General features: G+C 60.7%; 14 protein-coding genes. 6 read left to right on the forward strand and 8 right to left on the reverse strand.

All coding sequences use genetic code 11. From position 1 onward, the window contains the following. Positions 1-47 precede the first annotated feature (47 nt). Entirely contained in the window at positions 48-251 is a 204-nt protein-coding gene (locus ACQ4WN_RS21905; RefSeq protein ID WP_436553427.1) for a hypothetical protein, read from the reverse strand. A 149-nt stretch (positions 252-400) separates the two neighbouring features. Next, positions 401-1822 (reverse strand): aminotransferase-like domain-containing protein, encoded by a 1422-nt coding sequence (locus ACQ4WN_RS21910; RefSeq protein ID WP_436553428.1) that lies wholly within the window; start codon positions 1820-1822, stop codon positions 401-403. Between the two features lie 180 nt (positions 1823-2002). Between ACQ4WN_RS21910 and ACQ4WN_RS21915 the strand changes: the two genes are divergently transcribed. Next, positions 2003-2293, forward strand: a complete 291-nt coding sequence (locus ACQ4WN_RS21915; protein WP_436553429.1) for a DUF2917 domain-containing protein — start codon at positions 2003-2005, stop codon at positions 2291-2293. Then, a complete protein-coding gene (locus ACQ4WN_RS21920; protein WP_436553430.1) occupies positions 2290-3030 on the forward strand; it encodes an NAD-dependent epimerase/dehydratase family protein in 741 nt (246 codons plus the stop codon). Before ACQ4WN_RS21915 ends, ACQ4WN_RS21920 begins: the two co-directional genes overlap by 4 nt. A gap of 2 nt (positions 3031-3032) precedes the next feature. Here ACQ4WN_RS21920 and ACQ4WN_RS21925 read toward each other — a convergent pair whose 3' ends face one another. The 3 genes from ACQ4WN_RS21925 to ACQ4WN_RS21935 all read right to left on the reverse strand — a co-directional run bounded on the left by ACQ4WN_RS21925 (position 3033) and on the right by ACQ4WN_RS21935 (position 7446). Continuing rightward, positions 3033-4352: a replication-associated recombination protein A gene (locus tag ACQ4WN_RS21925; protein WP_436553453.1), complete on the reverse strand. Its 1320-nt coding sequence runs from the start codon at positions 4350-4352 to the stop codon at positions 3033-3035. A gap of 70 nt (positions 4353-4422) precedes the next feature. Continuing rightward, positions 4423-5079, reverse strand: a complete 657-nt coding sequence (lolA, locus tag ACQ4WN_RS21930; protein ID WP_436553431.1) for an outer membrane lipoprotein chaperone LolA — start codon at positions 5077-5079, stop codon at positions 4423-4425. 6 nt (positions 5080-5085) lie between these two features. Then, on the reverse strand, positions 5086-7446 hold the full coding sequence (locus ACQ4WN_RS21935; protein ID WP_436553432.1) for a DNA translocase FtsK: 2361 nt from the start codon (positions 7444-7446) through the stop codon (positions 5086-5088). A 215-nt stretch (positions 7447-7661) separates the two neighbouring features. Between ACQ4WN_RS21935 and trxB the strand changes: the two genes are divergently transcribed. From trxB to ACQ4WN_RS21950, 3 genes are all read left to right on the forward strand, one after another. Then, positions 7662-8615 carry a thioredoxin-disulfide reductase gene (gene trxB, locus ACQ4WN_RS21940; protein WP_133992711.1) on the forward strand — a complete coding sequence of 318 codons (954 nt, stop codon included), beginning with the start codon at positions 7662-7664 and terminating at the stop codon, positions 8613-8615. Positions 8616-8622: 7 nt separating this feature from the next. After that, a complete protein-coding gene (locus ACQ4WN_RS21945) occupies positions 8623-9297 on the forward strand; it encodes a Smr/MutS family protein (RefSeq protein ID WP_436553433.1) in 675 nt (224 codons plus the stop codon). 133 nt (positions 9298-9430) lie between these two features. Then, positions 9431-10060 carry a trimeric intracellular cation channel family protein gene (locus ACQ4WN_RS21950; RefSeq protein WP_436553434.1) on the forward strand — a complete coding sequence of 210 codons (630 nt, stop codon included), beginning with the start codon at positions 9431-9433 and terminating at the stop codon, positions 10058-10060. A gap of 25 nt (positions 10061-10085) precedes the next feature. Here ACQ4WN_RS21950 and ACQ4WN_RS21955 read toward each other — a convergent pair whose 3' ends face one another. Together ACQ4WN_RS21955 and ACQ4WN_RS21960 are read right to left on the reverse strand one after the other, a co-directional pair. Next, positions 10086-10424 carry a P-II family nitrogen regulator gene (locus ACQ4WN_RS21955; protein ID WP_034758685.1) on the reverse strand — a complete coding sequence of 113 codons (339 nt, stop codon included), beginning with the start codon at positions 10422-10424 and terminating at the stop codon, positions 10086-10088. 41 nt (positions 10425-10465) lie between these two features. Next, positions 10466-12082: an NAD+ synthase gene (locus tag ACQ4WN_RS21960; RefSeq protein ID WP_436553435.1), complete on the reverse strand. Its 1617-nt coding sequence runs from the start codon at positions 12080-12082 to the stop codon at positions 10466-10468. Between the two features lie 90 nt (positions 12083-12172). Between ACQ4WN_RS21960 and ACQ4WN_RS21965 the strand changes: the two genes are divergently transcribed. Then, positions 12173-13306 (forward strand): GNAT family N-acetyltransferase, encoded by a 1134-nt coding sequence (locus tag ACQ4WN_RS21965; protein ID WP_436553454.1) that lies wholly within the window; start codon positions 12173-12175, stop codon positions 13304-13306. Positions 13307-13358: 52 nt separating this feature from the next. Here the strand turns inward: ACQ4WN_RS21965 and ppa are convergent, their stop codons facing one another. Next, positions 13359-13901 carry an inorganic diphosphatase gene (gene ppa, locus ACQ4WN_RS21970; protein ID WP_101480430.1) on the reverse strand — a complete coding sequence of 181 codons (543 nt, stop codon included), beginning with the start codon at positions 13899-13901 and terminating at the stop codon, positions 13359-13361. Positions 13902-14305 lie beyond the last annotated feature (404 nt).

Consider the following 14305-nt stretch of genomic DNA (forward strand, 5'->3'; position numbering starts at 1 on the left):
GTCATGGCGGCATGGCTGGGCACTCGCGCCCGCTTTGCAGCGACCATTTAAATAAAGGCGGCTTTTTCGGCAGCGCTCAAACGGCGGGCGCTGACGGTAACGACGGGCATCGTGCGGTCGGCAGCCTGGGCGATCACGGTGCTGCTGGCGCTCACTTCCACAGTGTTCGCACCGGCGGTGGCGAAGCTGGCACCGATAGCGATGATGGCGGCGGCGACAAAGGTGATTTCCATGTTTTTCAGTGCGTGCATGATGTGACTCCTGGTTGGTTTGTGTTGTTGACTGCTGCTGGTATGGTGGTACTTTAGCCAACGGCGAGAAACAACGCCACCGGCTTGCGACCAGCGGCGAAAAACAGGGAGCGAACGGTGAAAAACGGGGACTGAAACGCAAAGAATAGTTACAAGGCCTCATGCACCAGACGGCCCAGGCGACCAATGGCTTGCTCGATACGCGGCGTCCACACATTGCCGCAATTAAGGCGCAGATAATTACCGAACTTGCCCGAGGCGGAGAACAGCTGGCCCGGCATATAGGCTACCCCGTCGGCGATGGCCTGGCCGTGCAGGGCCAGTGCATCGACTTGCCGCGGCATCTGTACCCACAGCACGAAACCGCCCTGCGGCTCGGACAGCATGCACTCAAGCGGAAAGCTGGCCGCCACGGCGTCGGACATGCGGGCAATGCGCTGCACCAGGGTGCGCCGCATCTTGCGCAGCTGCTGGTCGTAGCTGCTGCCCTCCAGGAAGTCGGCCAGCACGGCCTGGAAGAAATGACTGGTGGCGCCGCTCGACACGGTTTTCAGCAAGGCCACCTCTTGCGCGAATCGCCCGGCCAGCACGTAGCCCACGCGCGAAGCGGGCGTGATGGCCTTGGAAAACGAGGAGCACAGCAAGACGTTGCCGCTCGTGTCGTAAGCCTTCACGGGCCACGGTCGCTGCGGGGCAAAGCACAAGTCGCCATACACGTCGTCTTCCACCAGTGGAATATTGAATTCCGACAGCAGACTGGCCAGGCGCTTCTTGTTTGCTTCCGGCATGACGCAACCGAGCGGGTTATTCGCGTTCGGCACGAACAGACACGCCTGCACGAGGCCGGCACGCAAGGCCAGCTCCAGCGCGTCGAGCGACGGCCCCGTCTTCGGGTCGGAGGGGATTTCCAGCGCCTTCATGCCCAGACGCTCTATCATCTGCAGCAACACGAAATACGTGGCGGACTCGATGGCGATGGTATCGCCCGGCTTGGCCACGGCGCGCAGGCACAGGCTGATCGCTTCCGTGCAGGAATTCGTCACGACGATCTCGTGCGGGTCCAGCTTGCCCCAGTCCAGCGCCCGGCGCGTCACCTGACGCAAGAAATTGCCTTCGCTGACGTCGTAGCAACTGACCTTGCTCAATAAAGCGGGTTCGCGTCGCGCCACCGCACTGATGGTGCGCTGCATGCGCTTGATGGGAAGTATCTCGTCGGGCGGCCAGGCCGTGCCCAGCTGCACGACATTTTCCGTCTCGTTGTCCTTCAGCACGCGCATCAAGAGATTATTGATGCCGACAAAGGCCGGTTCCTTCAAGTGCTGGGCGTCCGCGCTGCAGGGCCGGCGCGGCGCGCGGTGGCGCACGAAATAGCCGGACTGGGGCCGCGCATCGACTTGCCCCCGGTCTTCCATCAGGCGCAAGGCTTGCATCACCGTGCTCACAGAGATACGCTTTTGCTGCGCCAGATGGCGGATCGACGGCAAACGGTCGCCGGGCGCGAACACGCGCGAGTCGATCAGGGCGCCCAGCTCGTTGGCCAGGTGCTCGTACAGATTCAAATGCGCGCTCATGTTCATCCCTTCAGTATGCGGCTGCCGCGCGGGAGCCGCACAGATACAGTTGCCCAATTTTTTGACAAGCACAGTGTACGACAAAGGTCACTGTGATCATCACAATTTCGTTTTCCTGCATCTGTCATGGTTCAAGGCAAGCGCCTAAGCTGTTCCTGTCAGCACAACAGGAGCGATGCCATGCATACCGACCACGAATTACGCAACGAACGACCTTTACGCCTGGAAAAAGCGCGCACCAAAGTCATCGAATGCCTGTCCGGCATGGCGTGGATCACGGCCTATGCCCAGTTCGAGGATTGCGTGCTGCGCAGCGGCGAACGTTACACGATACCGAATGACGGCCTGGTGCTGGTCGAAGCCGTGGGTAGCGGCCACATCCGCGTGCATGGGACAGCCGCACCCCGTCCCGCCCTGCTGCGCTGGCTGCATCGGCACCGCCCTCAACCATTAATCACAAGGAATACATGATTCAAGCACCACCACTGCGCGTGCTCGTCACGGGCGCCGCCGGCATCATCGGCACCGCTTTCTGGAAGCGCCGGCACGGGGACTTCTCCCTGCGCCTGGCCGACCTGCACACAGGCAAGCTGGCCGAAGCGCCCTGCCCGTCCATACAGCTCGACGTGAGCGACTACGCCGCCTGCCTGGCCGCCTGCATGGATACCGATGTCGTGCTGCACCTGGCCGGCGTGCCGCACGCCAGCGCTGATTTCGATGCGCAATTGCTGCAGCCGAACATCATCGGCACGCACAACATCTTCCGCGCGGCACAGGCGCAGGGAGTAAAAAGAGTGGTGTTTGCCAGCAGCGCGCAAGCCATCGAGGGCTATCCGCTGGACGTCCAGGTGCAGGAAAGCATGCCGGCCCGGCCCGCCAACATGTATGGCGCCAGCAAGGCGTTCGGCGAAGGCGTGGCCTCCGTGTTCGCACACCAGCATGGCATGACGGCGATTGCCGTGCGCATCGCCAACGTTGCCAACTTTGCGCCAGGTCAACAACACAGCGCGCGCGACATCGCCGCCTTCATCAGCGAGCGCGACGTGGTGCAGCTGCTGGCCCGCTGCGTGAGTGCACAGGTGCCGGCCGGCTACCACGTCGTGCACGGCGTGTCGGACAACCGTTATAAACGCTTGTCGATCGCGGCGACGCGCCAGCTGGTGGGCTACGCACCGCTGGATGACGGTTTTACCTTGCTGGGCCTGTAGTCTCAGCCCTTGCCGGCTGGTTTTCCTGCTTTTCTGTCCAGCTCGCGCAGCCAGGCCAGCTTGTCGGCTATTTTACTTTCCAGTCCCCGTGGCACGGGCTGGTACCAACCCGGTTCGGCCATGCCGTCCGGGAAGTAGGTTTCGCCGGCCGCATACGCATCGGGTTCGTCGTGCGCGTAGCGGTAGGCGTGGCCGTAACCGAGTTCCTTCATCAGTTTCGTCGGCGCATTGCGCAGGTGCACGGGCACTTCCTTGGATTTATCCTTCTTGACAAACGCCATGGCCGTGTTGAAGGCGTTGTAGCCGGCATTGCTTTTCGCGGCAATCGCCAGGTAAATCACAGCCTGGCCCAAGGCCAGTTCGCCTTCAGGAGAACCCAGGCGCTCATACGTTTCCGCCGCGTCATTGACCATAGTCAAGGCGCGGGGATCGGCCAGGCCGATATCTTCCCACGCCATGCGCACGATGCGCCGCGACAAATAGCGCGGGTCGGCGCCGCCATCGATCATGCGGCAAAACCAGTACAGGGCCGCATCCGGGTTCGAGCCCCGCACGGATTTATGCAGGGCGGAAATCTGATCATAGAAATTGTCGCCTCCCTTGTCGAAGCGGCGAGAATTGAGGGTCAGCGCATTGTCGACGAAGGCCGCGTCGATCTTCGTCGTTCCCGTCGAGCTGGCAGCCGTCTCGGCCTGTTCCAGCAAGTTCAGGAAGCGGCGTGCATCGCCATCCGCGTAGCCGATCAGGGTGTCGGCAGCCGCTTCGTCGAAGCTCAGGTGCGTCAGCGCCGTCGACTGCGCCTTGGCCAGCAGCAGCTTCATCTCGTCTTCGTTGAGCGATTTCAACACATACACTTGCGCACGCGACAGCAGCGCCGAATTGACTTCGAAGCTGGGGTTTTCGGTGGTGGCGCCAATAAACGTCACCAGGCCCGATTCGACGAAAGGCAGCAAGGCATCCTGCTGCGACTTGTTGAACCTGTGGATCTCGTCGACGAACAATAAAGTGTGCTTGCCGAACTGGTCCAGGCTGTGGCGGGCCTGGTCCATGGCTGCACGAATATCTTTCACGCCCGCGAACACGGCCGACAAGGCGATGAATTCGCTGTCGAAAGCATTCGCCATCAGCCGCGCCAGAGTGGTCTTGCCCACGCCGGGCGGCCCCCACAAGATCATCGAATGGGCCTTGCCCGCCTCGAAGGCCAGGCGCAGCGGCTTGCCCACACCCAGCAGATGCGTCTGGCCGATGACGTCGTTGAGAGTAGCAGGCCGCAAGGCTTCGGCCAGCGGCTGGCGCGGTGCGGTGGAAAAGAGATCCGCCATCATATTTACCGGGTAAGAATGCAAAGGCCCCGCATTGCTGCGAGGCCGGTCAACAGCAAGACGTCAAGAATCAGTTATTAATGACGTCTGCGCCTTTTGGCATCACAAATTTGAAATGGTTCGCGGCCAGCGCGGGATTTTTCTGGAAATTCTTGAACGCCAGCACCGAGGTCTGGCCGAACGAGTCGCGCAATTCCATCGCTTCGGGCACGCCATTGCGCAGGCCGATGGTGATTTCATCGAACGTCGTGTCCTTGGCTTTCGGCGTGGCTTTCAGCCATTCCAGGCCATCGCGCGTGCCTGCTTCGGCCAGGGTGAAATTCTTTTCCAGGTCGTTGCTGCCGAAGAGGATGGCGGCTGGCGAGGAACCGAGCGCGTCACCCAGTTTCTTGACCGTCACCTGGCTCAAGTCCTTGTCGTAGATATACAGCTTGTCGCCATCGGCTTGCAGCAATTGCTCGTACGGTTTCAGATAGGTCCAGATGAACTTGCCTGGACGGGCAAATTCAAACGTGCCGCTGGCTGGCGTCGATACTTTCGCCTTGCCGCTGGCATCCGCCTTCTTGACCTGGCGCTGCACGAACTCACCCTTGGCCGACTTGGTGCCGGCCGCAAAGCTCTTGAATTGCTCCAGCGCGCTGGCCGAGGCGCTGGCCGCGAACAGCAGGCTGCAGGCAACGCTGGCCGCGCCTATCATCATTTTTGTTGCGAAAGTCGTGTTCTTCATTCTGTTTTACCCTTGTTCGCTACTTGCCGCCGGCACCAGGATTTCCCGGTTGCCATTGGATTGCATGGTTGATACCACCCCGCTCTGCTCCATCTGCTCAAGCAGACGGGCGGCGCGGTTGTAGCCGATGCGCAAATGACGCTGCACCAGCGAAATCGAGGCGCGGCGGTTTTTCAGCACTACCGCCACCGCCTGGTCGTACAGGGCATCGGCCTCGCCGCCACCCTCGCCCGGCGCGCCGCCTTCGGCGCCATCGCCTTCCACGGTGCCGCCTTCGAGGATGCCCTCGATGTAATTCGGTTCGCCCTGCAGCTTCAGATGGCTGACGACCCTGTGAACTTCTTCATCGGACACAAACGCGCCATGCACGCGCATCGGCAAACCGGTGCCGGGTGGCATGTACAGCATGTCGCCCATGCCCAGCAGGGTTTCCGCCCCCATCTGGTCGAGAATGGTGCGCGAGTCGATCTTCGACGACACCTGGAAGGCGATACGCGTAGGAATGTTGGCCTTGATCAAGCCCGTGATCACGTCTACAGATGGGCGCTGCGTGGCCAGAATCAAGTGCAAACCGGCGGCACGCGCCTTTTGCGCGATACGCGCGATCAATTCCTCGACTTTTTTGCCCACCACCATCATCAAATCGGCCAGCTCGTCGATGATGATGACGATAGTTGGCAGTTTTTCCAGCGGCTCGGGCGAGTCCGGCGTCAGGCTGAATGGATTCGGAATGTGTTCTTCGCGCTTCTTCGCGTCGGCAATCTTCGCGTTGTAGCCGGCCAGGTTACGCACGCCCATCTTGCTCATCAGCTTGTAGCGGCGTTCCATCTCGTTTACGGCCCAGTTCAGCGCGTGGCCGGCCTGGCGCATGTCGGTGACGACGGGCGCCAGCAAGTGCGGAATGCCTTCGTAGACGGACATTTCCAGCATCTTCGGATCGATCAGGATCAGGCGCACGTCGAGCGGGTCGGATTTGTACAGCAGCGACAAGATCGTCGCATTGATGCCGACCGATTTACCGGAACCGGTAGTACCGGCCACCAGCAAGTGAGGCATCTTGGCCAGGTCGGCCACGACGGGCTTGCCGGCGATATCCTTGCCCAGCGCAATCGTCAGGCTGGACACGCCATCGTTGTAAACCTTGGAGCCGAGGATTTCCGTCAGGCGCACGATCTGGCGCTTGCTATTCGGCAGTTCCAGGGCCATGTAATTCTTGCCGGGAATGGTTTCCACCACGCGAATCGAGGTGAGCGACAGCGAACGGGCCAGGTCGCGCGCCAGGCCCACGATCTGGCTACCCTTCACGCCCGTGGCTGGCTCGATTTCATAGCGCGTGACCACAGGACCGGGGTAAGCGGCCACTACCTTGGCATCCACGCCAAAGTCCGAGAGTTTCTTTTCGATCAGGCGGCTCGTGAATTCCAGGGTTTCCACGGAGACCGTTTCCACCACGGGCGGCGCTTCATCGAGCAGTGACAGCGGCGGCAGCTTGCCATCGCCCAAGCCCTCGAACAGGTGCGCCTGGCGCTCTTTTTCCACGCGCTCCGATTTCACCACGGTCACGACTTGCGGCTCGATCTTCACGGGCGGCGCGGCCACGTGCTTTTCCACGTGCTTGGCCCGTTCGATGACCACCACTTCGTCGCGGCGCACGGCAGCCACTTCGCCCTGGCGGCGGTCTTCGCGATCCTGGTAGCGCAGCACGAACCAGTTGAACGCGTCTTCGATGGCGCCGCCGATGCGCTCGGCTACTTGCAACCAGGAGACATGGAAGAACAGGCTGAAACCCAGTCCGAACAGCAGCAACAGTAATAAAGTAGCGCCCGTGAAACCGAAGGCTACGTGGGCAGAGTGGCCCACCAGCTGGCCCAGCACGCCGCCCGGCTCGCGCGGCAGCTGCACGTGCAAGCTTTTCGCCATGCGCAGGTATTCCAGGCCCATGCTGCCGATCAGCATGATAGAGAAGCCGACGATGCGGATCAGCATCTCGACATGGTGCTCGCGCTCCACCTCTTCCTCTTCCAGCAGGAAGCGCTTGCTCAAACGGCGATAGCCATTCCACACCGTGCGCAGCAGCCAGACGCACCACCACCATGCGGAAAAGCCGAAAATGTACAGTAATAGGTCGGAGAAGGTCGCACCCAGCTTGCCGCCCAGGTTGGCCACCTTGTCGACGGAAGTCGCATGCGACCAGCCCGGGTCGAGCTTGTTGAAGCTGGCCAGTATCAGCACGAAATACAAGGCAAACGCGGCCAGCGCGAACCAGCGCGCCTCGGACAGCAGCCGCACCAGCCGGTTCGGCAGGGGACGGCGTTCGACCGGTTTTCGGGTGTAGCTATTTTGATTGGCCTGGGCTGGTTTAGTCATTCTGGGAAGCACTGCAAGGTGATAAATGTTTCTGAAAGGGAATTTCCCATAATAAGGAAGTATTCTAAGCCATATATGCCTTGGGCGGCCCCACGATTCGTCGCTACAGGCGGCTTGGTCTATAATCGTGGATTGATTGCGCAAGCGCAATACGCCCTTGTTCTTCGCGCGTACGCCCCAAATTCGGATAGACCCCACTCATAGAGAAGCCTCCCATGACCACTACCAAACACGCCCGCGTTTTGATCCTCGGCTCCGGCCCAGCCGGCTACAGCGCCGCCGTCTACGCCGCCCGCGCCAACCTGAACCCAATGCTGGTCACCGGCGTGGAGCAAGGCGGTCAATTGATGACCACCACGGACGTGGAAAACTGGCCAGGCGACCCGATGGGCGTGCAAGGCCCGGACCTGATGCAGCGTTTGCTGCAGCATGCCGAGCGTTTCAATACGGAAATCGTGTTTGACCACATCCACACCACCTTCCTCAATGAAAAGCCGATCCGCCTGAAGGGCGACAGCCACGAATACACGTGCGACACCCTGATCATCGCCACGGGCGCATCCGCCCAATACCTGGGCCTGCCATCGGAAGCGCAATTCATGGGCAAGGGCGTGTCCGCCTGCGCCACCTGCGATGGCTTCTTCTACCGCAACCAGGAAGTGGCTGTCGTCGGCGGCGGCAATACGGCCGTCGAAGAAGCGCTGTACCTGTCGAACATCGCCAATAAAGTTACCCTGATCCACCGCCGCGACAAGTTCCGCGCCGAAGCGATTCTGATCGACCGCCTGAACGCCAAGGTTGCCGAAGGCAAGATCGTGTTGAAATATAACCACACTCTGGACGAAGTGACGGGCAACGAAGGCGGTGTGACCGGCCTGAACATCAAATCGACCATCGATGGCAAGGTCGAAGCGCTCTCCGTGCATGGCGTGTTCATCGCCATCGGCCACAAGCCGAACACGGGCATCTTCGAAGGTCAGCTGGACATGCACAACGGCTACATCAAGACGAAAACTGGCCTGGAAGGCATGGCTACGGCCACCAGCGCACCGGGCGTGTTTGCCGCCGGCGATGTGCAAGACCATATCTACCGCCAGGCCATCACCAGCGCCGGCACGGGTTGCATGGCAGCACTGGACGCCCAGCGCTACCTGGAAGGCCAGGAGTAAGCGTCGCATGGCGTCGATGAAAGACTTCGCCGACCTGAAAGCGGTCAGCAAGCAACTCAAGGAGCAGGCGGACGCGCGCGCGCAAGCTGCGGCAGAACGCGCCCAGCAGGTCAAGGTGCAGGCCGTGGAAAGCAATCTGTTCAAGGCCAGCATCGGCGGCGTCAAGCGCCTGCCGGAGTCGGACCGCTACGTGCCCAGCCTGCCCAAGGCGGGCGCCATGGCGGCCCAGCAGCCGGCGCGCAAGCTGACGCCGGAAGAGGATCATGCGGCCGTGCTGCGCGAGTCGCTGTCGGACTTGTTCGAGGTCGACCATTACCTGGAAAACGATCCAGCCCTGAATTACGCCCGCCCCGGCGTGGGTCCGGACGTAGTGAAGAAGATGCGCAAAGGCCACTGGCCCATCCAGGATGAGCTGGACTTGCACGGCTTGCGCCGCGACGAGGCGCGCGACGGCATCGGCGCCTTTTTGAACCAGGCCACGCGGCGCAAGCTGCGCTGCGTGCGCGTGATCCACGGCAAGGGTTTTGGCTCGAAAGGCCAGGAACCGGTCTTGAAATCGATGGTGCACAGCTGGCTCGTGCAAAAGGATGAAGTCGTTGCCTTTTGCCAGGCGCGCCGCTCCGAAGGGGGCGATGGCGCGCTGGTGGTATTACTTTCTTCCGCTCTTCAGCCCATTCGCTGAGCTTGTCAGCAAGAAATCACAATTCAGTAACAAGTTAGCCCAATTAAGTCCCATGCGCACGGCCCCGTTTGTCACCATTCGGGGCCGTGTCATGTTAACCTGTGACAATTATTTCCTGCTCAAGCGCTCCCCCATGATGCCACCCCAATTGCCGCCTGGCTCACTGATCAAGATCATTGAGGTCATCGCCATCCTGGTGGGCGCGTTTTCCGGCTTCATCGAAGCGCGCCGCAAGCGCATGGACCTGGTCGGTGTATTCGTGGTGGCTTTCATCACGGCGTTTGGCGGCGGCACCTTGCGCGATATCCTGCTCGACAAGCGGCCCCTGTTCTGGGTCTCGCACCAGGAATACGCGATTCTCATCTTCGTGCTGGCCCTGACGGCCGCGCCATTGATCCAGCATTTGCGCCAGATCGTCTCGGAACGCCTGATCGTCATCGCCGACGCCATCGGCCTGGGCATGTTCGCCATCGCAGGCGTCGCCGAAGCCGTGCGCGCCGGCATGCCGCTCTTCATCGCCTCGATGATGGGGGTGATTACGGGAATTTTTGGCGGCGTGATGCGCGACATCGTCTGCAATGAAGTGCCGATGGTATTTCGCGACGGCAAACCGTACGCCATCTGCGCGTTTTTCGGCTGCTGGGCCTACCTGCTGCAAATGCACTTCGGCGCCGAGCACGACTTCGCGCTATGGACCAGCGCCAGCGGCATCACGATCTTGCGCCTGATATGCTGGAAATTCGACATGCGGCTCGGGCGCTGAAGGTCAGCGACCCAAGCCGGAACACTTACACTGCGTCCGGGCCCGTCTCTCCGGTGCGGATACGGATGACTTGCTCCACATCGCGCACGAAGATCTTGCCATCGCCGATCTTGCCCGTGCGGGCTGCCTTGATGATGGCGTCGACCACCAGTTCCGACACGCTATCGTCCACGACCACTTCGACTTTGACTTTCGGCAAGAAGTCGACCACGTACTCGGCGCCACGGTACAGCTCGGTATGCCCCTTCTGGCGACCAAAACCCTTCACTTCCGTCACGGTCAAGCCCGTCACGTTCACATCGGCCAGGGCTTCGCGTACTTCGTCGAGCTTGAATGGTTTGATGATGGCGGTAATCTGTTTCATGGCTACTCCTTAAAATTGTTGGATTGTGGACAGATGGCTGCTTACTCGTAGAACTTGGAGGTAATCGGATAACGCCAGTCGCGGCCGAAGCCACGGTGCGTGACGCGGATGCCCACCGGCGACTGGCGCCGCTTGTATTCATTGATCTTGATCAGGCGCGTGACCCGGGCCACATCGGCCGGCGGGTAGCCAGCCTCGATAATGTCGGCGATCGGCCGGTTTTCTTCCATGTACAGCTGCATGATGCCGTCGAGTACGTCATATGGCGGCAAGGAATCCTGGTCCAGCTGGTCGGCGCGCAGCTCGGCCGACGGTCCGCGCGTCAGGATACGCTCGGGTATCACGCTTGAGATGCTGTTGCGCCAGGCACACAGGCGGTACACCAGCGTCTTGGCGATATCCTTGATAACGGCAAAGCCGCCCGCCATGTCGCCGTACAGGGTGCAATAACCGACGGCCATCTCGCTCTTGTTACCGGTCGTCAACACAATGCTGCCATGCTTGTTCGACAGGGCCATCAGCAAGGTGCCGCGGATGCGCGCCTGGATGTTTTCTTCCGTCGCGTCTTCCGCCAGACCGGCGAACTCGTTCGCCAGGGTGGCGCGGAAGGCGTCGAAGGTTTGCTTGATCGGAATTTCATCGTAGCGCACATTGAGGCGTTTTACCATGTCGCGCGAATCGATCCACGAGATATCGGCCGTAAATTGCGACGGCATCATCACGGCGCGCACCTTGTCGGCGCCCAGCGCATCGACGGCGATGGCCAGGGTCAGGGCGGAATCGACGCCGCCGGACATGCCGATCAGCACGCCAGGGAAGCCGTTCTTGACGATATAGTCGCGCACGCCCAGTACCAGCGCCTGGTACACCTGCGCCTCCGTCGTCAACGGCGCGGCCAGCGCCTGCGGCACGGGCGTGGCGCCGTCGAACTCGACCAGCTGCAAGTCTTCCTCGAAATGGCGCAGCTGGGTGCAAATGGTGCCGGCCGCATCCATGACAAACGAGTCGCCGTCGAAAATCAGCTCATCCTGGCCACCGACCAGGTTGGCGTACACGAGGGCCAGGCCTTGCGCGCTGACGTTCTTACGCATGGTTTCATAGCGCAGATGCTGCTTGTTCATGTGGTACGGCGAACCGTTCGGCACCAGCAGCACTTGCGCACCGGCCGCGCGGGCGCGCATGGGCGCGTGCTCGAACCACGTGTCTTCGCAGATATTGATGCCGAAACGCACGCCCTTCACGCCAAATACGAAAGCCTGGTCCGACGACGTAAAGTAACGCTTTTCATCGAAAACGGTCGTGTTCGGCAAGTCGTGCTTGCGGTAGGTACCCAGCACTTCACCGTTCAGCAGCACGGAGGCGGCATTGTGGCGCACGCCCTTCTCGTCCTGCAGGGGCAAGCCCACCACCACGTGCAAATCGGTGAACTGGGCCAGGTCGGCGGCCAGCGCCGCAAACGCTTCCTGCGTTTTTGCGTAGAATGCATTGCGCAGCAACAGGTCCTCGGGTGGATAGCCGACCAGCGACAGTTCCGGCGTGAGCACGATATCGGCGCCCGCTTCAAAGGCGCGGCGGGAAAGGTCGAAGATCTTGGCACGGTTGCCGGCCAGATCGCCGACCGTACTATTCATTTGAGCAATTGCGACTTTGACTGTCATGATGATGATGGATATTTCGTTCTATTAAACAAGACAGGGGCGCGCAGGCCAACGGCGGCGCCCCGAGAGTGATGAATGCACACTACAACAATGAATTATCGCACGGCTATCGTCTCCACTCTGGCTGAAATTGGCGAAGCGGCATGGTCTGAGCTGCTGGCAAGCCAGGCGGACGCCACTCCCTTCCTTTCCTACGCCTTTTTGCACGCGCTGCACGAGTCCGGCTGCGCCAGCGCGGACACGGGCTGGCAGCCGAATTACCTGGTGCTGTGGCAAGGCGAGACCCTGGCCGCCGCCCTGCCCCTGTACCTGAAGATGCACTCGTATGGCGAATACGTGTTCGACTGGGCCTGGGCCGAGGCGTATCAGCAGCATGGCCTTGAATATTACCCGAAACTGTTGTCCGCTATTCCCTTTACGCCCGTCAGCGGCACGCGCTTGCTGGCCCGCGATGGCCAGGCGCGCGCGGCCCTGCTGGCCTTCCTGCAGGCGCAGCAGCAAGCGGCCGAGGTCTCGTCCTGCCACATCCTGTTCCCGCCGGAAAGTGAAGCGCGCCAGCTGGCGCAAGCTGGCTACCTGATGCGTAGTGGCGTGCAGTTTCACTGGCTCAACCCCGGCTACACGGATTTCGAGCAATTCCTGGCCACCCTGGAGCACAAGAAGCGCAAGAATATCCGCGCCGAGCGGCGCAAGGTACAGGAAGCGGGCGTGACTCTGCGCCAGGTACGCGGCATGGATGCGCTAGACGCCGACTGGCAACTGTTCCACCGCTGCTACAGCAATACCTATGCGGAACACCGCTCGTCGCCCTATTTGTCGCTGGACTTCTTCCGGCGCATCGGTGACAGCATGCCGCAGAACATCTTGCTGGTGATCGCCGAGCGCGAAGGCCGGGCCATTGCCGCCTCGCTGGTGATCCACACGGCTGACACCCTGTATGGCCGCTACTGGGGTGCGCTCGAACACGTACCCTGCCTGCATTTCGAGACGGCGTATTACCAGCCGCTGGAGTTTTGCATCGCCAATGGCATCACCACCTTCGAAGGGGGTGCCCAGGGCGAGCACAAGATGGCGCGGGGCTTCCTGCCGCAAAAGACCTGGTCCGCCCACTGGCTGGCGCACCCGGCCTTCGCCGACGCCGTACAGCGCTTCCTCGAGCGCGAACGGGGCGGCATCGACGCTTACCTCGATGAATTGAACGATCACAGTCCGTTCCGCGCATAAAAAAACGCTCCCGGCCATGACTGGCGGGGAGCGTTTTTTTTACCAGGTGCTGTTATGCTTTTTCAGCATCTTTCTTGAAGGCGGCGACGCCGTTCAGGATTTCTTCCTTGGCCACGTCTGGACCATACCAGCCGTCGATCTTGACCCATTTGCCTTTTTCCAGATCTTTGTAATGCTCAAAGAAATGCTGGATCTGGCGCAGGCGCAGTTCGTTCAAGTCTTCCGGCTTTTGCCAGTGGCTGTAGATCGACAGGACCTTGTCGACTGGCACGGCCAGCACTTTCGCGTCTTCGCCCGACTCGTCGGTCATTTTCAGCACGCCGATAGGACGGCAGCGCACAACCACGCCCGGGATCAGCGGGAACGGGGTGATGACCAGCACGTCGACCGGGTCGCCATCCGGCGACAGGGTGTTCGGCACGTAGCCGTAGTTGCACGGGTAATGCATGGCGGTACCCATGAAGCGATCAACGAAAATCGCGCCGCTTTCCTTGTCGACTTCGTACTTGATCGGATCGGCATTCATCGGGATTTCGATGACAACGTTGAAATCGTTCGGCAGGTCGCGGCCGGAAGAGACGTTATTCAAACTCATGGGGTTCCTCATTAGCGGATGGTGTTTTAACCGCGTAATTATAGCGAAGTACAGGCAGCTTGTGCGATGCAGCAGCGGCGCGCCGGCGTTTTGCGCCTCGCGCCAACAACAGTGGCATGGATGGCGCGCAGGCCCGCGCAGCCTGCCATCGAGAAAACAAACAGGCCTCTGGAAATCATAACTATAGACACCTAATTAATACCAATACCATTCCGAAGTTAATGCCTTCAGTACCGTTATATTTTCATTTCAATATCACCACGCCACACACTCTCTTATCATAACCGGCATTGCATTTCTTGCAGCCAATCATAACAAAAGTTTCAGCCCTATTCTCCCGGCGACGCATGCACATGATGACGTTGCCGCACCAACACGCATGCGCATTGCCCGCCCACCTTGCC

The organism is Janthinobacterium pasteuri (assembly GCF_051380775.1).
GTDB lineage: Bacteria > Pseudomonadota > Gammaproteobacteria > Burkholderiales > Burkholderiaceae_D > Janthinobacterium.